The sequence below is a fragment of the Serpentinimonas raichei genome (assembly GCF_000828895.1).
Lineage (GTDB): Bacteria > Pseudomonadota > Gammaproteobacteria > Burkholderiales > Burkholderiaceae_C > Serpentinimonas > Serpentinimonas raichei.
On sequence record NZ_AP014568.1, the window covers coordinates 1,779,715 to 1,800,047 of the forward strand.

The 20,333-nt window shown below is 65.7% G+C and carries 16 protein-coding genes and 1 pseudogene; 4 read left to right on the forward strand and 13 right to left on the reverse strand.

All coding sequences use genetic code 11. The features are described 5' to 3' along the window. Position 1: 1 nt before the first annotated feature. Positions 2 to 1,513: a cryptochrome/photolyase family protein gene (locus SRAA_RS08330; protein WP_045532059.1), complete on the forward strand. Its 1,512-nt coding sequence runs from the start codon at positions 2 to 4 to the stop codon at positions 1,511 to 1,513. Here SRAA_RS08330 and SRAA_RS12065 read toward each other — a convergent pair. From SRAA_RS12065 to SRAA_RS08360, 6 genes and pseudogenes are all read right to left on the reverse strand, one after another. After that, positions 1,474 to 6,699 (reverse strand): hybrid sensor histidine kinase/response regulator, encoded by a 5,226-nt coding sequence (locus SRAA_RS12065; RefSeq protein ID WP_052467528.1) that lies wholly within the window; start codon positions 6,697 to 6,699, stop codon positions 1,474 to 1,476. The two genes, SRAA_RS08330 and SRAA_RS12065, sit on opposite strands and share 40 nt — an antisense overlap. A 14-nt stretch (positions 6,700 to 6,713) precedes the next feature. Then, positions 6,714 to 7,742: pseudogene (locus SRAA_RS08340) on the reverse strand (methyl-accepting chemotaxis protein); the annotation flags it as partial. A gap of 386 nt (positions 7,743 to 8,128) precedes the next feature. Further along, on the reverse strand, positions 8,129 to 8,710 hold the full coding sequence (locus SRAA_RS08345; protein ID WP_052467529.1) for a chemotaxis protein CheW: 582 nt from the start codon (positions 8,708 to 8,710) through the stop codon (positions 8,129 to 8,131). A 21-nt stretch (positions 8,711 to 8,731) separates the two neighbouring features. Further along, positions 8,732 to 9,094 (reverse strand): response regulator, encoded by a 363-nt coding sequence (locus tag SRAA_RS08350; RefSeq protein ID WP_045532061.1) that lies wholly within the window; start codon positions 9,092 to 9,094, stop codon positions 8,732 to 8,734. Between the two features lie 16 nt (positions 9,095 to 9,110). Then, the gene (locus tag SRAA_RS08355) at positions 9,111 to 9,512 is read right to left on the reverse strand and encodes a response regulator (RefSeq protein WP_045532063.1); all 402 of its coding nucleotides are present in this window, start codon (positions 9,510 to 9,512) and stop codon (positions 9,111 to 9,113) included. A 59-nt stretch (positions 9,513 to 9,571) separates the two neighbouring features. Then, complete coding sequence (locus SRAA_RS08360) at positions 9,572 to 9,745, reverse strand: rubredoxin (RefSeq protein WP_029462391.1); 174 nt, start codon at positions 9,743 to 9,745, stop codon at positions 9,572 to 9,574. A gap of 91 nt (positions 9,746 to 9,836) precedes the next feature. Between SRAA_RS08360 and thiD the strand changes: the two genes are divergently transcribed. Both thiD and hemL read left to right on the forward strand, forming a co-directional pair. Next, positions 9,837 to 10,787 carry a bifunctional hydroxymethylpyrimidine kinase/phosphomethylpyrimidine kinase gene (thiD, locus tag SRAA_RS08365; RefSeq protein ID WP_045532065.1) on the forward strand — a complete coding sequence of 317 codons (951 nt, stop codon included), beginning with the start codon at positions 9,837 to 9,839 and terminating at the stop codon, positions 10,785 to 10,787. A gap of 18 nt (positions 10,788 to 10,805) precedes the next feature. Beyond that, a complete protein-coding gene (hemL, locus tag SRAA_RS08370) occupies positions 10,806 to 12,113 on the forward strand; it encodes a glutamate-1-semialdehyde 2,1-aminomutase (RefSeq protein WP_045532067.1) in 1,308 nt (435 codons plus the stop codon). Between the two features lie 39 nt (positions 12,114 to 12,152). Here hemL and SRAA_RS08375 read toward each other — a convergent pair whose 3' ends face one another. From SRAA_RS08375 to exaC, 5 genes are all read right to left on the reverse strand, one after another. Continuing rightward, entirely contained in the window at positions 12,153 to 12,482 is a 330-nt protein-coding gene (locus tag SRAA_RS08375) for a type II toxin-antitoxin system RelE family toxin (RefSeq protein ID WP_045532069.1), read from the reverse strand. Further along, positions 12,469 to 12,720 (reverse strand): type II toxin-antitoxin system prevent-host-death family antitoxin, encoded by a 252-nt coding sequence (locus SRAA_RS08380; RefSeq protein WP_029462395.1) that lies wholly within the window; start codon positions 12,718 to 12,720, stop codon positions 12,469 to 12,471. The genes SRAA_RS08375 and SRAA_RS08380 overlap by 14 nt, the downstream gene beginning before the upstream one ends. A 66-nt stretch (positions 12,721 to 12,786) precedes the next feature. Next, positions 12,787 to 14,166 (reverse strand): prephenate-dependent tRNA uridine(34) hydroxylase TrhP, encoded by a 1,380-nt coding sequence (gene trhP / locus SRAA_RS08385; protein WP_045532071.1) that lies wholly within the window; start codon positions 14,164 to 14,166, stop codon positions 12,787 to 12,789. A gap of 64 nt (positions 14,167 to 14,230) precedes the next feature. Continuing rightward, positions 14,231 to 14,617, reverse strand: a complete 387-nt coding sequence (locus tag SRAA_RS08390; RefSeq protein WP_029462397.1) for a DUF779 domain-containing protein — start codon at positions 14,615 to 14,617, stop codon at positions 14,231 to 14,233. Further along, on the reverse strand, positions 14,617 to 16,137 hold the full coding sequence (exaC, locus tag SRAA_RS08395) for an acetaldehyde dehydrogenase ExaC (protein ID WP_045532073.1): 1,521 nt from the start codon (positions 16,135 to 16,137) through the stop codon (positions 14,617 to 14,619). Before exaC ends, SRAA_RS08390 begins: the two co-directional genes overlap by 1 nt. A 278-nt stretch (positions 16,138 to 16,415) precedes the next feature. Between exaC and SRAA_RS08400 the strand changes: the two genes are divergently transcribed. Beyond that, positions 16,416 to 18,452, forward strand: coding sequence for a sigma-54-dependent Fis family transcriptional regulator (locus SRAA_RS08400; RefSeq protein ID WP_045532074.1), 2,037 nt, complete (start codon positions 16,416 to 16,418; stop codon positions 18,450 to 18,452). Between the two features lie 4 nt (positions 18,453 to 18,456). On the opposite strand, the gene SRAA_RS08405 is transcribed toward SRAA_RS08400, so the two are convergent. Both SRAA_RS08405 and SRAA_RS08410 read right to left on the reverse strand, forming a co-directional pair. Then, the gene (locus tag SRAA_RS08405) at positions 18,457 to 19,806 is read right to left on the reverse strand and encodes a type II toxin-antitoxin system HipA family toxin (RefSeq protein WP_045532076.1); all 1,350 of its coding nucleotides are present in this window, start codon (positions 19,804 to 19,806) and stop codon (positions 18,457 to 18,459) included. A gap of 3 nt (positions 19,807 to 19,809) precedes the next feature. After that, entirely contained in the window at positions 19,810 to 20,076 is a 267-nt protein-coding gene (locus SRAA_RS08410) for a helix-turn-helix domain-containing protein (RefSeq protein ID WP_045532077.1), read from the reverse strand. Positions 20,077 to 20,333: the final 257 nt, after the last annotated feature.

Sequence of the window (20,333 nt, forward strand, 5' to 3'; positions counted from 1 at the left end):
CATGACCCTCACTCCCAAACCCTACCCCAGCGGACTGGTCTGGCTGCGGCGCGACCTGCGCGCCCACGACCACGCCGCGCTCACCCAAGCGCTGCGCCAGTGCCAGCGCGTTTGGTGCGCCTTTGTGTTCGACACCGACATCTTGCAGCCGCTGCTCGATCGGGGCTTGCGGGCCGATCGGCGCGTCGAGTTCATCCACGAGTCGCTGATCGACCTTGACGAACAACTGCGTGCACTCGGGCGCAGCAACGGCACCGAAGGCGTGGGGCTGCTGGTGCGCCACGGCCGCGCCAGCGAGGAAATCCCGCGCCTGGCCACGCAACTGGGCGTGCAGGCGGTGTACGCCAACCTCGACCACGAGCCCGCCGCGCTGGCGCGCGATGCCCAGGTGCGCGGCGCGCTGGCTCATGCGGGCGTGCTGCTGCACATGGGCAAGGACCAGGTGGTGCGCGAACACCATGAAGTCTTGAACCAAGGCGGTCGGCCCTTTACTGTGTTCACGCCTTACAAAAAAGCCTGGCTGCAAACGCTCAGCCCCTCGGATTTGCAGCCCCACCCCGTGGAGCGCTATGCCGACGCGCTGGCGCCCTGCCCGCCTGCTTTGAGCGCCGGGGTGCCAACACTGGAGGCGATTGGTTTTGTGCCCAGCAACCTGCGCGAGCTCAAGATCCGCACCGGCAGCCGTGGCGCGCTGGCGCTGCTGGAAGATTTTTTGGCGCGCATCGAGCACTATGGCCAGGCGCGCGACTACCCGGCCCTCAAAGGCCCGAGCTACCTGAGCGTGCACCTGCGCTTTGGCACCCTGAGCATCCGCCAGGTGGCGCGGCTGGCCCACGAGCTGCACCAACAAGGCGTGGCCGGCGCCAGCACCTGGCTAAGCGAACTGATCTGGCGCGAGTTTTACCAGCAGATTCTGGCCCACTTCCCGCACGTGGTCGAGCGCGCCTTCAAGCCCGCCTACGACCGCATCCGCTGGGAGCACGGCAAGGCCGCGCAAGCGCACTTTGCCGCCTGGTGCGCGGGGCAGACCGGCTACCCGCTGGTGGACGCAGCCATGCACCAGCTCAATCAGACCGGCTACATGCACAACCGCTTGCGCATGGTGGCGGCCAGCTTTTTGTGCAAAGACTTGGGGCTGGACTGGCGCTGGGGCGAGCGCTATTTTGCCGAGCACCTGATCGACTTCGACCTGGCCTCCAACAACGGCGGCTGGCAGTGGTGCGCCTCCAGCGGCTGCGACGCCCAACCCTACTTTCGCATTTTCAACCCGGTGCTGCAGAGCGAAAAGTTCGACCCCCAAGGCAAGTTCATCCGGCGCTACCTGCCGCAACTGGCGCGTCTGCCCGAGCCGCGGCTGCACGCACCATGGCGCGCCCCGGCAGCCGAACTTGAAGCGGCTGGCGTGGCGCTGGGGCGCAACTACCCCAGCCCACTGGTGGACCATTTCGAGGCGCGCCAGCTCACGCTGGAGCGCTACGCGGTGGTGCGCGCCGAGTCCGAACCCGCGGGCTGAGACCGGTGGGCCCGCACGCAGGCCGCATGCACCAGCGCCAGCAGTTCGGGCTCGGCATAGGGCTTGCCCAGGTAGTGCTTGACCCCCAGCGCGTAGGCATGCTGACGGTGCTTGTCGGCCAGGCGCGAGGTGATCATGATGACTGGCAACTCGGCCCAACGCGGTTCTTGGCGCATTTGTTGCAGCAGCTCGAACCCGTCCATGCGCGGCATTTCGATGTCGCACAGCAACAGCGCCGGGATCTCTTGGGCCAGCCGCTGCAGCGCTTGCACCCCGTCGGCCGCCAGCGCCACCCGGTAGCCCTCCCGCTGCAGCAGGCGTTGCGTGACGCGGCGCACCGTGATGGAATCGTCCACCACCAGCACCAGCGGCGCCGCCGCGGCTCCAGTGGGTGCGGCCTGTGCAACCGCAGCCTGCGCCAAAGTCGCTTGGCTGCGTTGCTGCTGCACCCAGTGGCGCGCCGCGTCGGCACACAAAGCGGTCAAGGCAACCGGGTTGTAGATCAGGCACACCGCCCCCGAGGTCAGGACGGTGGCCCCGGCCAAGCCTGGCAGACCGGCCAAAGGGGGGCCCAAGGGTTTGAGCACCACCTCTTGCTGACCCAGCACCTCATCGACGTGCCAAGCCACCCGCTGGCCAGCGCTGTAGCACTCCAGCACCGACCACTGCCGCGCCAATTGCGACGGCTCGTCGGTGCTTTCGGCCGACAAGGCCAACAAGGCGCCGGCCCAATGAAAAGGCATCGGCCCGGTGTCGGCCGACCAGCGCGCGCTGGCATAGGCCGCCGTGAGGGCGTCGGCCTGCACCCGGTGCACCTGGTGCACCCAGTCGGCCGGCACACCAAAGACAAACTCACCGACCCGCACCATCAGCACCTGGCTAAAGCTGCTGCTGCGCGCCAACCAGAGCCGAAACGCGCAACCGCCTTCGGGGGGTGCCAGGCAGTCGATGCGCCCGCCCAATGCCAGCACCTCGTTGCGCACCGCGTCCAGCCCAATGCCGCGCCCGGCCACCTCGGTGACTGCGCTGGCGGTGCTCAGGCCCACGGCAAAAATCAGCTGCTGGGCAGCTTCGAGGCTCCACGGCTGCGCCTGCGCATGCAGACCCAAGGCGAGGGCGCGTTGGCGTATGCGCTCGCTGTCGAGCCCGGCGCCGTCGTCGCTGACCGTGATCGAGAGGTCGTTGTCGTGCGCTTGCAGCGCAATCACGATCCGACCCGGCATCGATTTGCCCAACTGGTGGCGCTGCACATCGGTTTCCAAGCCATGCACCACGGCGTTGCGCAACAGGTGTTCGAGCACGGGCGCCAAGCGCTCGAGCAGGCCGCGCTCCACTTCGATCTCGCCCTGCTGGATCTGCAGCTCGACTGTCTTGTCACAGTCTTCGGCCGCCAAGCGCACCGTGCGCTGCAGGCGCTCGGTCAGCGAGTCAAAAGCCACCAGCCGGCTGCGCAGCAAATCGCGTTGCAGCTCGCGGGTCTGACGCGTTTGTGCGGCCAAATTGCCCTCGGCCGACTGCATGGCGCGTTGCAACTGGTGTTGCACCGTGGCCACGTCGTTGACGGCCTCCGCCATCAAACGCGTGAGCTCTTGGGGCCGGGTGTAGCGGTCGAGTTCGAGCGGGTCGAAACCCGTTTCGGTGGCAGCGCTGGGCACGCCCGTGGGCGACAAAGGGGTCTCGGTCTGCAGCTCGAGCTCGCGCAACTGGCTGCGCAATCGGGCCACGTTGGAGGCCATGTCTTGGAACGAACGGCGCACGAGCAAGAGGTCTGCCTCGAGCCGGGTGCGGCTGTGGCTGACGTCGGCCGCATGCAAAACGAGGCGATCGAGCCAGTCGGCGCGCACCCGCAGGGTATGGCTTGTCGTGGACGGCTGGGCCGCTTCGGACCAAAACCCAGTGCTCTGGTGGCTGCTTGGGCGCTGCACTGGCTCGGCACTGACTTTGACGCTGCTGCGGCGCAATTGCGTCAAATCAGATGCAATTTTGTCAAATTCTGGCTGCAAGGCGCGCAGGGCCTCGGATTGCGGCACCTCGGGCAGCGCCAGCAACTCGCTTTCGAGCCGGTGCAGCCGCTCGCCCAGTTGCAAGGCCCCTGCCAGCCGGGCACTGCCCTTGAAGGTGTGCAAAAGGCGCAACAACTCGCTGCGCGCTGTGTTGTGCTGCGGACGGGCCGACCACTGGCGCAGCGCCGAATGCAGCTGCGGCAACAGCAACTGGGCCTCGTCCTCGAAAACCGCGAACAAATCGGGGTCGAGCGCGAAAGCGGCCGGGGATTCGATCAGCGTTCGCAGGGCGCTTGCAGACCCGCGTTCGGTCTGACCCAAGGACTGCGACCCGGCAGGCAGCGCCACGCTGGCCAGCCCGGCCAAGATTTCGGCGGAAGGGTCGCGCAAAATACCGGCTGCGAATTGGTGCAAGATGCCTTGCACTTGCTGCACCGCCTCAGTCAGGAGCGCATGCGCCGCGAGCACTGGGTGGGTGGATGAAGCATGGATTTTTCCTGCATCAGGCCGCGCCGCCAAGCGTTCAAGCGCCTGCTCGATCGCACGCGCCAGCTGCGCCAATCCTTCGTGGCCCACCGTGGCCGCCCCCCCTGCCAGCGCATGGGCCAGTTGCGACAGCAGCTCCCATTGGCTTGGTTCGGCCTCGACCGAGCTTGCGCCGGGCCGCAGCGCCGCCAAGCCTTGCAGCAGCCGCTGCAACCAGTTGTCGGCCTCGGTCAAAAAAACGTTGAATAGATCGAGATCGATGCGCAGCGTCCCGACCAGCTTGACCGGCTGATCGAGCACCGGCGGCATGGTCAAGGCTTCGCGCAACACCGGCACCTGCTCGGGCTTTGGTGGCAAACGAGGCGGCAAGGTGGTCGTCGCGTCCAGCGGCACGGCAGGCGGCGCTGGTGGGGCCGGTGGAGCGGGTGGGGCAGAAAGCGGCTCGTCGGTGGCCAGCGGCGACTCAAGGCCCAGTGCCAACCGAATCTGCTGCAGCGCGGCACCGCACTGCAGCAACACATCCGGACTGGCCGGCAGGCGATCGGCCAGCCGCACATTGAGCACCTGCTCCATAGTCCAAGCCAACTGCCCCACCGCGGTTTGCCCGACCATGCGGGCGCTGCCCTTGAGGGTGTGAAAGGCACGGCGCACGGCCAGCAGCTCGGGCGCACTGCTGGGCTGGCTGTGCAACTGGGCCATGCCCTGCTCGATCTGCTCACACAGGGCTTGTGCCTCGGCCACAAAAACCCCAAGCATGTCGTCGTCGCTGTCGTCGCCGCTGTCAGCGGTGGCTGGCGCTTGCACTGCCTGCGCGGGCGGTGGCGCATGGGGCTGCAGCTCGGGGGGCAAAGCCGCACTCGCGGGGGGCGTTTCGGCACCGTTCTGTGGCAGCGCTGTGGCTGCCGAGGCCGTGGGCATCAGCGCCTGCAGGCGTTCAGTGGCCGGGTCGAATGCAAAAGCAGCGGCCGCCTTGCGCCCGGCTTGCTGCGCCAAGGCCTCCAGCATCAGCCCCAAGGCCGAAAAATTGTGCGCCAGCCACTGCGTGGACTCGGGCTCGGGCGGTGGCGATTCGGCTGCGGAATCCAGCGCCCAAAGTCGGCGCCGCATGGCGCCAAGGGTTGCCACCACCGGCTCCAAATCCAGCCATTCGGCCACTTTTTGCAGGGCGTCGATGCGCGACCAGATGCCGTCCGGCATGTCCATCGGGGCGCTTTGCGTGTTCGAGAGCCAATCATCCAGTGCCCGCTCGACCTCGATCAAATCGCCCCGCATCTGCAACAGCAGGGCCGCTTGGCTTTGGCGCTCGCTAAAACCCCGGTAGCGCTCGACCATCCACAGCGGGGTGTGCGCCAAGGGCAAGCCCAAGGCGCAGTTGTGCAAGCGCTCCATCAGGTCTTGCTGGCGCGTGCGCCATGCGCCGTCGTGGGCATCGAAGTCGTCGAGCTCGGCCCCCAAACACAGCAGGCTGCTGCAAACCTCCAAGGCCAAGCCAGACGGCCAAGTGGCTGGGTCGTGCTTGAGTTGCTCAGCCAACTCGGACCATGTGCGGCTCCAGGAGCGGTCGGCTGGGGCCGGCTCGGATGAAAACGGGGACAAGGCGTCGAGGCAAGTGCCCAAGCGCTGCAAAGCGAGCCCGGCCGCTGCGCTGCTGTCTCCTGCGCTCCAGCGCTCCCACGCCTGCTGGGCCGCATTGAGCGCAGCAAGTGCTTGGTGCAGACTAAGCGCATCCCTCTGCCCCAACGGCTCCTGCTCTGGCAGCGCACCAGCGGCTGGCCGCTGCCAAGCATAAGTCTGCCAAATTGCGCTGAAATACGCCCAGTCTGGCCGCTGCCGATCAAGCGGCACGCGAGCGATCAGATACAAGAGTTCATGGGTGGGCCGCGCCCATTGCTCGACACGGCCCGATTCCATGGCCTTGTACTGTGACAGGACGCCGGCCACAGCCCGCTTGAGGTAGACGCTGTCGGTCAGGCCCTCACCGCTCAGGGCTTCGAAACAGGCCGCAGCGGCGAGCCAGTATTGCTGCGCCTCGGCTCCAGTGGCTGCGCGCGCCAAGCCCCCGGCCAGCGGCACCAAAGCGGCTGCGGCAAGCGGGTCTCGGTTTTTGACCACCGCCAACACATGGCGCTCGATCCGGGTGCGCAGCGCCGGCTCTGGGTTCAGTGGGGCTGGCGCTTGGTCGGGCACGGGTGCATGGCGCGGCTCGCAGTCCCATAAATCGGCCGGATGGATGCGCACCGCACCGGCCAACTGCTGCCAAGCCAGGTAGGTGGGAAACAGGGCATCGGACGAGACCGGGCGCTGGCGCAACTCCCGCCAGAGGCAGTCTCGCAATACCCGACAGCCGGCGCTTACGGCTGCCGCCGCCTCGGCAGTGGCCAGCGCGGGCTTTAGTGTCAGTTGCCTGACCGCCGACTCGAGGGCACGCAAGGTTCGCGCCGCAGCGCTCAGCTCCACCAATTCAAGCGCACCCACCGCCTGGTGCAACTGTTGGCCCAGCAGGCGCAGCTCGCTGCTGTCGACCTCGGCCAAATCGCCGCCCCGTGCCGCAGCGTTGTCGGACACAAAGCGCTGCAGCGTGGCGTCGGCGGCTTCAAGGCACTGGTGCAGTTCCTCAAAGACCCAACTCAAAGGGCCGCTGTCGCTCGCGGGAACAGGGGCGAAGGCTGGCGGCGCAGCACCGTTGGGGGCGTTCATGGCGGGTATCACGCCTAGGCAATCGTAAAGCGGGCCACCGACATGCGCAGCTCGTTGGCCAACTGAGTCAACTCGCGCAATTGCTGCACCGTGGCACGGGTGCCTTCACCGGTTTGCTCGGTGACGACAAAAATGCGCTGAATCTGGTTCGCCGTTTGCCCTGCCAGCTCGGCCTCATGGGTCGCCGAGGTGGCGATTTGCACAATCAAGTCGGCCACCTGGAACGACAAGCGGTCGATTTCTGCCAGCGCCGCACCGGCGTTGTCAGAGCGCCGCGTGCCTTCGACCACCTCGCGGGTGGAGCGCTCCATGGCCAGCACGGTGTCTTGGGTGTCGGTCTGAATGGCGCGCACCCGGGCCGTGATCTGGCGCGTCGCTTCGGCGCTGCGCTCGGCCAGCCGTTGCACCTCTTCGGCCACCACCGAAAAGCCGCGCCCGGCCTCGCCCGCTGCGGCGGCTTGGATGGTGGCGTTGAGCGCCAGCACCTGCGTTTGTTCGGCCAGGTCATCGATGAACTCGGTGATTTCGCCAATCTCTTGCGAGGACTCGCCCAGGCGCTTGATGCGTTTGGCCGTCTCTTGCATCTGGTGGCGAATGCGGTTCATGCCCTCGATGGCCTCATGCACCGCACGCGACCCGGTTTCGGCCGCCACGCGGGATTGGCGCGCCGCGCTGGCCGCACCCTGGGCCTGTTGCGACACGTGGCTGATGCGGGCAGCAATGTCGAGCACCGATTGCGAGGTTTGTCGAATCTCGTGCAGCTGCTCGGTCGAAGCGGCCAGCAGCTTGATGGAGGTGTCTTCAGCCCGCTCGGTGGTTTCGCCCACCCGCAGGGTGGTGATTTGCACCTGCTGCACCAAACTGCGCAGCTCTTCGACGGTGTAGTTGACCGAATCGGCAATGGCCCCGGTCACGTCTTCGCTCACCGTGGCTTGCTGCGTCAGATCGCCCTCGGCCACCAGCTGCAGTTCGTTCATCAGTCGCAGAATGGCGGCTTGTGCCGCATCGTTGATGCGCCGCGCTTCCAGCTCTTGGGCGCGCGCCAGCGCCTCGGATTGCACCAAGGCCTGCTGTTGCGCCACGGCAGCCCGTTGCAGCTGAGCCAGCATGACCAGTGCGCACAGCACCGCCGCGAAACCAAAGCCAGCCGCCACCACGCCCCAAGCCCCTATGGGCAAATTGTGCGGCACCGCCCACTCGGGATTGAACCAGCCCTGCATCGCCGCCAGCACCATCAGCATCAGGGACAGCAACAAACTGACCCACCAGTGACTCGCGCCCCACCAAGACAGGTCCTCCGTCGCGATTCCCTCTGCAGGTTCCTCGCCGGGCTTTACATCGTGCACAACGACAGCAGCCGCCGCCTCGGCCGGCGTGCTGTCGACCTTGGCAGGGAATAAACGACGCAACACAGCAAACATGGGCGACCTCAGGTGAGCAGCGGCACAGCAGGCACGGCAGGCACAGAACGGGAAAATCCGGGCATAAGCAAATTTTGGAACACCGCTGACGCGCAAAGCGCATGCAAATCCAGCTCCAGCCACTGCTCGCCTTGGGCATCGCGAGCAAGGCGACTGATCCCAGACAAGTAGCGGCCCTGGGCGGACTCGAACTCCAAATCATTTTCGTGGCGCAAACCGTACAGCCGATCGACGCACAGCGCCGCATGGACGCCCATGGCAGGGTTGAAGCCCACCCAATAGGCGCCTGCCTGCTCAAAGGGCGTGGGTGCTTGGGGGGCGCAATCGAGCAGCCGCACCCAATCAAAAATCAGGCACATGGTGCCACGCATATCGGCCACGCCAACCACCCAAGGCTGGCAGTGCGGCAGCCGCTGCAACGGCGTCGGAGCAAAAATTTCACCCGCTTGTGAAAGCGGCAACAAAGCGCGCACACCCTGAAAAGCCAGCGCCAGCCACCCCGCCTGCTGGGGCCGTTGAGCAGACTCGGCCAGCTTGCGGGCCAGCTCGGCCTCGAAAGACTGCAGCGAGGGGCGCTTGGAAGGATTCATGGGAAGGATCTGGCTGCGCCTTTAGGCCAGCGACTGGATGCGGGCCAACAGCAACTGGGTATCAACCGGCTTGGTGAAATAGTCGAGCGCGCCTTGGCGCAAGCCCCATGCCCGGTCCGACTCCAGGTTTTTGCTGGAACAGATAAACACCGGAACCTTGCCGTACTGCGGGTGGCGTGCCAAGTTGCGCGTGAGGGAAAAGCCGTTGGTGCCGGGCATCACCACGTCCATCAAAATCAGGTCCGGCAAGAGCTTGCCCAGCTCTTGCATCGCTTCATCGGCATTTTGCGCCGTGCGCACCCGGTAGCCACTGCGCCAAAGGAATTTGCACATATGGAGCAATTCGGTGCGCGAATCGTCAATCAGAAGGATGTTTCGAACCATGGCACAGACAAGAAGGTCAGGAAGCGGTTGGCAAAAACGCCGCATGTTGCTGCACGGCCTGCAGCAACTGCTTGCGGTCAAAGGGTTTGCCCAAGTGGTCGTGGGCACCCGCCAAGCGACCGCGGGCCAAGTCAAAGACACCGTCTTTGGATGACAGCATCAGCACCGGTACGTGGGCAAAGCGGGGATTGCGCCGAATGATGGCGCAAGTTTGATAACCGTCGAGGCGCGGCATCAGGATGTCGCAAAACACCAGGTCGGGCATGAAATCGTGCAACAAGGCCAGCGCCTGGTAGCCGTCTTCGGCCAGCAACACCTCGTGGCCGCCTTCGCGCAAAAACCGTTCGGCGCAGTGGCGCACAGTTTGGCTGTCATCGACCACCAGCACTTTGCAAGATCTTTTGAAGGTTTCCAGCATGACACGTCTTGGTGGTTCGGCCTAGGCACCCAACTGGCTCAAGAGCGGCCGCACAGCCATCACAAAGCCACCATTTCAAAGTCGTCCTTGCGCCCGCCACACTCGGGGCAGGTCCAGTTCATGGGCACATCTTCCCAGCGCGTGCCGGGGGCCAAGCCGTGCTCGGGCGCACCCGCCGCCTCGTCGTAAACCCAGCCGCAGATCAGGCACATCCAAGTTTTGTGAGCGCTCATGATTTAAAAGTGCTTGACATAGAATGCACTCATTGTATCCAGCCCCACCGGCTTTTCTAGGTCTAGGCCGCCAGCGACCCAGCCGCCTTGCATGAGTTCCGTTTTGTCCTCCTCCTCGCCCTCTTCCCCGCCCGCCGAGGCCGCTGCCGAATCCAGCCCGCCTTGCGTGCTCACGTTCAACGCCAACGACCCCAGCGGCGCCGGTGGCTTGTCGGCTGACATCACCGCCATGTCCAGCGCCTCCTGCCACGTGCTGGCGGTGGCCACCGGCTGCTACGTGCGCGACACCCGCACCATCCACCAGCACGTGGCGCTCGACGACGAGCTGATCGACGACCAGGCCCGCTGCGTGCTCGAAGACATCACGCCGCTAGCAATCAAGGTCGGCTTTGTGGGCAACGCCGACAACCTGGCCACAGTGGCTGGCCTGCTGAGCGATTACGCCCACATTCCGGTGGTGTGCTACCTGCCCGACCTCACCTGGCTCGACGAGGTGGAGCGCGAGAACTACCTCGATGCGCTGGCCGAACTGGTGCTGCCGCAAACCAGCGTGCTGGTGGGCAACCACCACACCCTGAGCCGCTGGCTGCTGCCCGACTGGTCTGATGACCGAGGCCCGAATGCGCGCGAGATCGCCGCCGCCGCGGCCGAGCACGGCGTGCCCTTTACCTTGGCCACCGGCTTCAACACCCCCGACCAGCACCTCGAAAGCCACTTGGCCTCTCCCGAGACGCTGCTGGCCAGCGCCCGCTTCGAGCGCTTCGAAGCCACCTTCAGCGGCGCGGGCGACACCCTGTCGGCGGTGCTGTGCGCCCTGCTGGCAAGCGAGACCGACCTGCAAGCCGCCTGCGCCGAGGCCTTGGGCTACCTCGACCAGTGCCTGGCAGCCGGTTTTCAGCCTGGCATGGGCCACGCCGTGCCGAACCGACTGTTTTGGGCTCTAGATGAAGATGCGCCCCCCGACAACGAAGCCGACCCCGACGATTCGACCCCTCCGGCGCAACAGCTCGAAGGCTTTCCCACCCCATCCCGCACCCACTAATCCAGCCCTGCCCCGACCATGACCGACCGCAACCTCGCCCTGCTGCAACGCGCCCGCCAGCTCATCCCTGGCGGCGTCAACTCGCCCGTGCGCGCTTTCAAGGCCGTGGGCGGCACGCCGCGCTTTGTGCAACGCGCCCAAGGCGCCTACTTTTGGGACGCCAACGGCCAGCGCTACATCGACTACATCGGCTCCTGGGGCCCCATGATCTTGGGCCACGGGCACCCGGCGGTGCTGGAAGCGGTGCAGCGCGCCGCCCTCGACGGCTTTAGCTTTGGCGCCCCGACCGAGCGCGAAATCGAGCTGGCCGAAGAAATCGTCAAGCTGCTGCCCAGCATCGAGATGCTGCGGCTGGTGAGCTCGGGCACCGAAGCCGGCATGAGCACCATCCGGCTGGCGCGCGGGGCAACCGGGCGCAGCAAGATCATCAAGTTTGAAGGCTGCTACCACGGCCACGCCGACGCGCTGCTGGTCAAGGCCGGCTCGGGCCTAGCCACCTTTGGCCACCCCACCAGCGCCGGGGTGCCGCCCGAGGTGGTGCAGCACACGCTGGTGCTCGAATACAACAATGTGCCCCAGCTCGAAGCCGCTTTTGCCGAACACGGCCCCGCCATCGCCTGCCTGATGATCGAGCCCATTGCTGGCAACATGAACTTCGTGCGCGCCAGCGTGCCCTTCATGCGCCGCTGTCGCGAGCTGTGCAGCCAGCACGGCGCGCTGCTGGCCTTCGATGAGGTGATGAGCGGCTTTCGCGTTGCGCTCGGCGGCGCGCAGAGCCTGTATGCGCAGCACATCCCCGGCTTCGAGCCCGACCTCACGGTGCTGGGCAAGGTGATCGGTGGCGGCATGCCGCTGGCCGCTTTCGGCGGCAAACGCGCCGTGATGGAGCAACTGGCCCCGCTGGGCGCGGTCTATCAGGCCGGCACCCTGAGCGGCAACCCCGTGGCCACCGCCTGCGGCTTGGCTACGCTCAAAGAGCTCCAGCGCCCCGGCTTTTTCGAGGCCCTGGGGGCGCGCACGCGCAGCCTGGTGCAGGGCCTGAGCGCAGCCGCCAACGCGGCCGGCGTGCCCTTTTGCACCGACAGCGAAGGCGGCATGTTTGGCTTCTTTTTGCTCGACCAGTTGCCGCAAAACTACGCCACCGTGCTGCGCACCGACAGCGCAAGCTTTAACCACTTCTTTCACGCCATGCTCGATCGCGGCGTCTATTTCGCCCCGGCGCTGTACGAAGCCGGCTTCGTCAGCGCCGCCCACACCGAGGCCGATGTGCAGGCCACGGTGGACGCGGCGCGGGCGGTGTGGGCGGGCGCGCACACGCCTTCGTAAAGCCCTTGCAGCCAGAACTGCGCTCGAATTTTTCGGGTGCTATGGCTGCGCAATCAAGCGCTCGATGGCCGCGCGGTAAGCGGACCCATCTGCGCGCTTGGCCACGGCCAGCACGAGCAAGACCAAGACCTCATCCTCAACCCGATAGACCAGTCGGTAGCCCTGCTTGAGGAGTTTGATCTTGTAGCAGTTGCGCAAATCGCGATGCAGCTCGGCACCCGGCACATGGGGCTGCTCCAGGCGCTTGGCCAGCAGTTTTTTGAGGACGGTTTTGACACTGCCGTCCAGCGCATTCCATTCTTCCAGAGCGGCCGGCAGGAATTTGAGCCGGTATCTTCTTTGCTTGGCTACAGCCTCAGAGCTGCTCAAGATCGACCTCGACCGCGCTGTCGATCAGCGTCAGGCGCTGGCGGGCCAGACTCACCAACTCACGCTCGCCCAGCTCTTCGACCAGTGCCTCAAAGAGCTTGGGGGTGATCATGTAGAAAGCCGGGCGGTTGTGGTTGAGCACGGCCACGGGCTTCTCACCAGCCGTGCGCAGCACCTGTGCCGGGTTGCGTTTGAACTCCGACATGCTGATGGAATGGTCGGCGTAGATCGAATCCATGATCCGCTCCTCTAATGAATGGCTACAAATATAGCACCCAATTCAGCGCCGCTTTAAGCGCTCCCCTCACCCCAACAAACGCGCCAGCAGCGCCCCCTCAGTTGGCTGCCCAATCCCCAGCGGCACGTACACGTGCAGCGGGTTGCCGGGGGCCATTTGCAGCGGCGTGCCGTCCAGGCCCTGCATGGCCTCCAGGGTGATGATGCGGTTGCCGCCGGGGTGGATGACTTCGATCTGGTCGCCCACGGCGAAGCGGTTTTTGGTCTCGACTTCGGCCCAGCCGTCGGCGCGCAGGCCGCGCACCTCGCCCACGTAGTGGCTGCGTTGCAGTTGCGAGTGGCCGCTGAGGTAGTTTTGGTAGTCCTGCGCCGGGCGGCGCTCCAGCAGGCCGCCGGTGTAGCCGCGGTTGGCCAGCCCTTCGAGTTCGAGCAGCAGTTGCGGGTCAAACGGCCGGCCGGCCAGCGCGTCGTCGATGGCGCGCCGATACACCTGCGCCGTGCGCGCCACGTAGTACAGGCTCTTGGTGCGGCCCTCGATCTTGAGCGAATCGACACCGATGCGGCACAGCCGCTCGATGTGCTCGACGGCGCGCAAGTCTTTGCTGTTCATAATGTAGGTGCCGTGCTCGTCTTCCATGATCGGCATCAGCTCGCCGGGGCGGGCCTTTTCTTCGAGCAGATAAACGCGCTCGGCGGCCGGGTGGCGCGCGCCGCTGCCGCAGGTGGAGAAGGCGCCCTCGGCCTCGGTGCGGGCTTGGGCAAAGTCGAAATCGGCCTCCAGCCGCTGCACCGGCACCGCTTCGCCGGTGACCGGATCGACCTCGGCGGCCTGGGTGCCGTACTCCCAGCGGCAGGCGTTGGTGCAGGTGCCCTGGTTGGGGTCGCGCCGGTTGAAGTAGCCGCTCAACAGGCAGCGCCCGGAGTAGGCGATGCACAGGGCGCCGTGCACAAAAACTTCGAGTTCGATCTCGGGGCATTCGTTGCGGATGGCCTCCACTTCGTCGAGACTGAGCTCGCGCGACAAGATGATGCGCCGCACCCCGACGCGGTGCCAGAACTTGACCGCCGCCCAGTTGGTGGTGTTGGCCTGCACCGAGAGGTGGATCGGCACCTCGGGCCACTTCTCGCGCACCTGCATGATCAGGCCGGCGTCGGCCATGATGAGCGCATCCGGCTTGAGCTCGATGATCGGCTCGATGTCGCGCAGGTAGGTGCGCACCTTGTCGTTGTGGGCGATCAGGTTGCTGGTGACGAACAATTTTTTGCCGCGCGCACGCGCCTCGGCCATGCCCTGGGCGAGTTGTTCGAGGCGGAATTCGTTGTTGCGCGCGCGCAGCGAGTAGCGCGGCTGGCCGGCATAGACGGCGTCGGCGCCGAAGTCGTAGGCGGCGCGCAGCTTGTCGAGCGAGCCAGCCGGCAGCAGCAGTTCAGGGGCTTTGAGGGTCATGGGGCGTATTTTCGGCGTTTTTGCTATTCCCTGGTGCGCGCCCGGCCCCGGCCCCTGCCCCGCCCTACCCGGCCCCCTCAAGCTGCAAGGCCGCCAGTTCCTCGTCCGTGAACACGCGCGAGCGGGTGTGAAAGGCGCGCCCCAGCGGCCCTTCGAGCGAGAAGGTGCCGCCAGTGCCCTCGATCACGTCAATGATCAGTTGCGTGTGCTTCCAAGTCTGGTACTGTGCCGTGCCGATGTAGAACGGGCAGCCGCCGATCTGACCCAGATAGACGTCGCCGCCGCCGATCGTCAGCTCGCCCAGCAGGTAGCAGTTGGCGGCGCTGTTGTCGCAGCAGCCGCCAGACTGGTGAAACATCAGCCCCGGCCCGTGCAGGCCTTTTAGCTGCTCGATCAGTTCCAGCGCCGCCGGGGTGGCGACGACTTTCTCGACCGTGGCGGCTTGGCGCATCAGAAAAACCCCAGCTTGTTTTCGCTGTAGCTCACCAGCAGGTTCTTGGTCTGCTGGTAGTGGCCCAGCATGGCTTTGTGGTTTTCGCGCCCGATACCGGACTCTTTGTAGCCGCCAAAGGCTGCGTGCGCCGGGTAGGCGTGGTAGCAGTTGGTCCAGACCCGGCCGGCCTTGATGGCGCGGCCCATGCGGTAGGCCACGTTGCCGTTGCGGCTCCAGACCCCGGCCCCAAGGCCGTACAGGGTGTCGTTGGCAATGGCCAGCGCCTCGGCTTCGTCTTTGAAGGTGGTCACGGCCAGCACCGGGCCAAAAATTTCTTCCTGGAAAATGCGCATCTTGTTGTGGCCCTTGAACAGCGTGGGCTGCACGTAGTAGCCGCCGGCCAGATCGCCGCTCATTTGCGCCTGCGCGCCGCCGATCAGCACCTGCGCGCCCTCTTGCCGCCCCAGATCGAGGTAGCTGGTGATCTTGGTCAGTTGCTCTTTGGAGGCTTGCGCGCCCAGCATGGTCTCGGTATCGAGCGGGTTGCCCTGCTTGATCGCCGCCACACGCGCCAGGCAGCGCGCCATAAAGGCGTCGTAGATCGATTCGTGGATCAGCGCGCGCGAGGGGCAGGTGCAAACCTCGCCCTGGTTGAAGGCAAACAGCACCAGCCCTTCGATCGCCTTGTCGAGAAACGCATCGTCCTTGTCCATCACGTCGGCAAAGAAGATGTTGGGCGATTTGCCCCCGAGTTCGAGCGTGGCCGGAATCAGGTTGTTGGCCGCCGCCTGCGCGATCACGCGCCCGGTGCTGGTCGATCCGGTGAAGGCGATTTTGGCGATGCGCTTGCTCTGCGCCAGCGGCAGGCCGGCCTCGCGCCCATAGCCGTTGACGATGTTGAGCACGCCCGGCGGCAGCAGGTCGGCGATCAGCTCGATCAAAATCAGCAGGCTGATGGGGGTGGACTCGGCCGGCTTCAAGACGATGCAGTTGCCAGCGCCCAAGGCCGGCGGAATTTTCCAAGCGGCCATGAGGATGGGGAAGTTCCAGGGAATGATCTGCCCCACCACGCCCAGCGGCTCGTGGATGTGGTAGGCGACCGTGTTCTCGTCAATCTCGCTGATGCCGCCTTCTTGCGCCCGGATGCAGCCGGCGAAATAGCGAAAGTGGTCGATCGCCAGCGGGATGTCGGCGTTGAGCGTTTCGCGGATCGGCTTGCCGTTATCCACCGTTTCGGCGTAGGCCAACAGCTCCAGGTTTTGCTCGATGCGGTCGGCGATTTTGAGCAACACGTTGGAGCGCTCCGTTGCCGACGTGCGGCCCCAGGCGTCGGCGGCGGCGTGGGCGGCGTCTAGTGCCAATTCCACGTCTTCGGCGGTGGAGCGGGCGGCTCGTGTATAGACCTTGCCATTGATGGGCGAAATCACGTCGAAGTACTGGCCCTTGACCGGGGCGACCCATTGGCCGCCGATGAAGTTGTGGTACTGCGGCTTGTAAACAATCTTGGCACCTGCGGTGCCGGGGGCTGTGTAGATCATGCTGTCTTCCTCTGATTGGTGGTTGCAAACAATGCCGATGCGGCACCTATCTCTTAACAAGTTCCGTGCCAACCCAGTTGATAATCTCAAGCCATTGATTAAATTGCATATCAACGCCTACACCCAAGTCCAGAATGCGTCCGACAGCAGTTGAAAAACGCGACACTTGTCACAAAATTGGACAGTTGCAAGGGGGCAGTTGGATAAGCCTTGCGCCCACATGGGCTTGTGCCTATACTGGCTCCAGAGCCCGCTCAAGGGCCTAGGAGACAGACCCCATGCCCGCATCCCAGCCCGACTGGCCCCTGCGCAAAATCCGGCAACATTTGCTCGATCACGGTTGCTGCCCTCCCGGCGCCCTGAAAGAGGGCTTGGCGCGCTCGTGGCAACGCAGTCTGGCCGCAGGTCTCACGCCGCTGGCTTCATGCAAGCGCACCGATCATTTGGGCGAGGTGCAGTTGCGCCACCTGCGCGCCAGCCAGCACGCGCTGCTGGCGCACTCGCTGCCGGTGATGGAATACCTGTTCGAGCAAGTGCGCCCCGTGCCCAGCATGGTGATCTTGGCCGACTCGGGCGGCACCTTGCTGCACACCTTGGGCGAGGGGCAGTTTTTGGGCAAGGCCGAGCGCGTGGCGCTCTCAGCCGGGGCCACCTGGCACGAAGCACAGCGCGGCACCAACGCCATCGGCACCGCCTTGGCCGAAGCGGCCGCGGTCGAAATCAACGGCGCCGAACACTACCTGGATCGCAACAGCTTTTTGACCTGCGCGGCGGCGCCGATTTTTTCTGGCACCGGGCAGTTGCTGGGGGTGCTCGACATGTCGGCCGAGCGCGGGCATTGGAACCCCTACAGCCTGGGGCTGGTCAACACCGCCGCCCGCAGCATAGAAAACCGCCTGCTCTGCGCCCAGCACAAGGAGCGGACGCGGCTGCACCTGCACCCACGCGCCGAGGGCATCGGCTCCTTGGGCGAGGGCATCGTGATCGTCTCCGACGACGGCTGGCTGATCGCCGCCAACCGCAGCGCCCGCGAGTGGCTGCGTCAAGGCAACGCACCCTTGGGCGCCCTGCGGCTGGAGCAGTTTGTGCCCCACAGCCTAGAGCAACTGCACGCCCTGCAACGCCGCCACCCGCAGCAGCCGCTGGCGCTCACTTTGCACGATGGCCGCAGCCTGTTTGCCCAATTGCACTCCGAGCCGGCCGTTGTGCACCTGTTGCCTGCGTCTGCGCAGCCTGCCCCAAGCGCAGCGCCTGGCCCTGCCACGGCCCTGCCCGCAGCGCCCCTGCCCGCCACCGCCCACGACGCGCTGGCCCGGCTCGACAGCGGCGATGCGCGCTGGCGCTTGGCTTGCGCCAAGGTGCGCCGCATCCTCGACAAACCGATCGCCCTGCTCATCCAAGGCGAATCCGGCGTCGGCAAAGAGTGGCTGGCGCGCGCCGCCCACGCCAGCGGGCCCCGGCGCACGCAGCCGTTCGTGGCCCTCAACTGCGCCGCCCTGCCCGAAGGCTTGATTGAAGCCGAACTGTTTGGCCACGCCCCCGGCGCTTTCACTGGTGCCAAGCGCGAGGGACGCACCGGCCTGCTGCGCCAAGCCCACGGCGGCACCCTGCTGCTGGATGAAATCGGCGACATGCCGCTTGCCGCCCAAACCCGGCTGCTGCGCGTGCTGCAAGAGCGCGAAGTCACGCCACTGGGCACTCACAAGGCCGAGCCGCTGGATTTTTTCCTGATCTGCGCCAGCCACCGCCCGCTGCGCCAGGAGGTTGAGGCCGGGCGCTTTCGCGCCGATCTGTACTGGCGCATCAATGGCCTCACGGTCGAGCTGCCGCCACTGCGCCAGCGCAGCGATTTCGAGGCCCTCACCGCCAGCCTGCTGCAAAGCATCGAGCCCGGGCGCGGCTTGGCGATTAGCCCCGACCTGCTGCACAGCCTCAAGCGCTACCACTGGCCCGGCAACCTGCGCCAGTGCGCCAGCGTGCTGCGCACCGCCTGCGCCATGCTGGAGCCGCACGAGCGCGTGCTCGACTGGCCGCACTTGGCCGATGACATCCGCGCCGAACTGCAAGCAACCAGCCCCGGCAGTGCCGCAACCGGAACCACCGCCCCTGCGGCAGCTTCGACCCAAGCCACCCCATCTGCCCCGCAGCCCCCGGCTTCACTGGCCACGGCCATGCCCCACAGCCTGATCCAGATCGAACAAGCTGCCGTGCAACAAGCCCTGCTCGGCAGCCGGGGCAACGTCTCGCAAGCGGCGCGCACCCTGGGCATCAGCCGCCAGACCTTGTATCGCAAGTTGCAGGGGCTGGGGGGCTAGGCGGTCACCCGGCGCTGGGCTGGGCCTCAAGCCGTTGGGCCTGCTGGCGAACGCCCTCGAAGATGGCCTCGGCCACGTCTGGCGGGAAGTTGACGGGCAGCTGTTGCATCACGGCGGCCAGGGCCGGCTCCACCTTGGCGAGCAGCTCGCCAATGATGTCCTCGGCGTTCTGTCCCCAGCCGCACTTGGCCGCCGTGGCGTTGAAGTGGCGCCGCATGATGGTCGCCAGCTCGTAGTGCCGGTTCTTGCCAATCACCGCCATGGCCATCTTGGCGCTGCGCCACGCCAGCCGGTTCTTTCCGGTGCCGATGATGGGCCAAGCCGAGAGCACGTCGTACAGAGGAGTCAAGGCATAGGTGCCGCCCGCCAGCAGCCGGATACTGAAATTTTTGGCGTGGCCGTCCGTGGCGGCCAGCAAGCAGAAGGCCACTTGGCTGGCCAAGAGCGTGCGCAGATCGGCGCGCGCGTTTTGGGAGCCGGCCAGCACCCGGGCCAATGGCTCGATGCCCGGGCCACCGTCGGCCTCGTATTTTTTGGCTGGGCTCACGCCCAGGGCCTGGCAGAAGTCCTCTTGGGGCAGGCGAAGAATCCACGTGCCCGAGGGGTGCCGTCGGCGGTCGAAGCGTTCGACCACCAGCACCGGCGTGTGGTCGGCGAAAGTCACGATGTCGGCCTGCGCCACCTCCAAGCCCAATTCGCCCATGAACTTCAGACACAGCCACTCGTTGTAAACAGAGGTGCGCATATCTGCCTGCATATTGCCCACAAGGCCCAAAGGCAGCTTGATGATGTGCGTGGTAGGCGTGGCACCCAGCGGCCGCAGCCACTTGCCGTCGTGGTGCAGCAAGGCGGTTTTTTCCTGGGCACCGGCAATCGAGATGCGAAAATCCTGCTCCTTGCCCGAACCGGCAAACGGGCCGCTGGCAACGGCGCTGCGCAGCAAGGCGGCCACGGCCTCATCGTCCAAGGCTTCGCCTTCGATGCGGTCGAAGCCGACCGGTGCCTCATCGAGAGGCAGGAGCTGAACTGCCCCCACGCAATCGCGGCCTATGGCAGCCAGCAGGTCAAAGGTGTTTTCAGATCCCGCTGCATAGCGTTGCGCCAAGCGCCTGCGGATGGTGCCACTGTCGGGCAGCAGGTTGGCAAAGTAGTGCTCGACCCGGTCACCCCGCAGGGGCTCCTTGCCCACCAAGGGCAGCGGCAAGGACAAGGACAGTGGCCGCGCAGAGCGCGAGGCCAGCCAGCGGGGCTCGTAGCTCAACTCCATCGGGCGTCGAGTGGCCGGTGTCCAGCGGCCCACCAACTCCCCGTTAGCCCAGATAGACAGCGGCCGGGCGCTCAAGCGGCGACCCATGGCTCACCACTCCCCGGCCTGAACCTCAGGGGCCTCGCACGCCCTCGCGTGCGGCTGCACGCTCAGCTGCAGGCCCAACTGGGCGCACAGCGCCATGAGCTGGTCCACGCTCAATGTGCCTGGAGCCCGCTCCAGCTCAGACACGCGCCTTTGGCTCAACCCAAGGCGCTCGCCGAGCTGGGCCTGTGTGAGCTTGAGGCTTTTGCGCGCGCCTTGCAAGACCGCACCCAACTGAGTGGGCGTGACCAGCGGCTGGATTCGATGGGACATGGTTTACTGCCTATTTCAGTAAACGCATTTTAGCTGCGTGACAGCTAAAAGTCAAATGGCGGCGGCATGATTCACGCGACAACTATCTTGACATGCGCCGGACAGCTACCAAGCAAGCCTGTGTTTTTTGTAGCGGGCTCATTGCTGACGCGGTTTTCTATAGAGATGCGTGATTTTCTATAGATTGGGGCCTTGACGCAACTTTTTTTATAGCGCAGCAGCCGCCAAGGTTAGCCCATCCCTAGCCAAACCAAAAA

Bases quoted from the DNA above. Each gene is read 5' to 3' on its own strand.
- SRAA_RS08330 (WP_045532059.1), top strand. From the start codon at position 2: ATGACCCTCACTCCCAAACCCTACCCCAGCGGACTGGTCTGGCTGCGG.
- SRAA_RS12065 (WP_052467528.1), bottom strand. From the start codon at position 6,699: ATGAACGCCCCCAACGGTGCTGCGCCGCCAGCCTTCGCCCCTGTTCCC.
- SRAA_RS08345 (WP_052467529.1), bottom strand. From the start codon at position 8,710: ATGAATCCTTCCAAGCGCCCCTCGCTGCAGTCTTTCGAGGCCGAGCTG.
- SRAA_RS08350 (WP_045532061.1), bottom strand. From the start codon at position 9,094: ATGGTTCGAAACATCCTTCTGATTGACGATTCGCGCACCGAATTGCTC.
- SRAA_RS08355 (WP_045532063.1), bottom strand. From the start codon at position 9,512: ATGCTGGAAACCTTCAAAAGATCTTGCAAAGTGCTGGTGGTCGATGAC.
- SRAA_RS08360 (WP_029462391.1), bottom strand. From the start codon at position 9,745: ATGAGCGCTCACAAAACTTGGATGTGCCTGATCTGCGGCTGGGTTTAC.
- thiD (WP_045532065.1), top strand. From the start codon at position 9,837: ATGAGTTCCGTTTTGTCCTCCTCCTCGCCCTCTTCCCCGCCCGCCGAG.
- hemL (WP_045532067.1), top strand. From the start codon at position 10,806: ATGACCGACCGCAACCTCGCCCTGCTGCAACGCGCCCGCCAGCTCATC.
- SRAA_RS08380 (WP_029462395.1), bottom strand. From the start codon at position 12,720: ATGGATTCGATCTACGCCGACCATTCCATCAGCATGTCGGAGTTCAAA.
- trhP (WP_045532071.1), bottom strand. From the start codon at position 14,166: ATGACCCTCAAAGCCCCTGAACTGCTGCTGCCGGCTGGCTCGCTCGAC.
- SRAA_RS08390 (WP_029462397.1), bottom strand. From the start codon at position 14,617: ATGCGCCAAGCCGCCACGGTCGAGAAAGTCGTCGCCACCCCGGCGGCG.
- exaC (WP_045532073.1), bottom strand. From the start codon at position 16,137: ATGATCTACACAGCCCCCGGCACCGCAGGTGCCAAGATTGTTTACAAG.
- SRAA_RS08400 (WP_045532074.1), top strand. From the start codon at position 16,416: ATGCCCGCATCCCAGCCCGACTGGCCCCTGCGCAAAATCCGGCAACAT.
- SRAA_RS08405 (WP_045532076.1), bottom strand. From the start codon at position 19,806: ATGGGTCGCCGCTTGAGCGCCCGGCCGCTGTCTATCTGGGCTAACGGG.
- SRAA_RS08410 (WP_045532077.1), bottom strand. From the start codon at position 20,076: ATGTCCCATCGAATCCAGCCGCTGGTCACGCCCACTCAGTTGGGTGCG.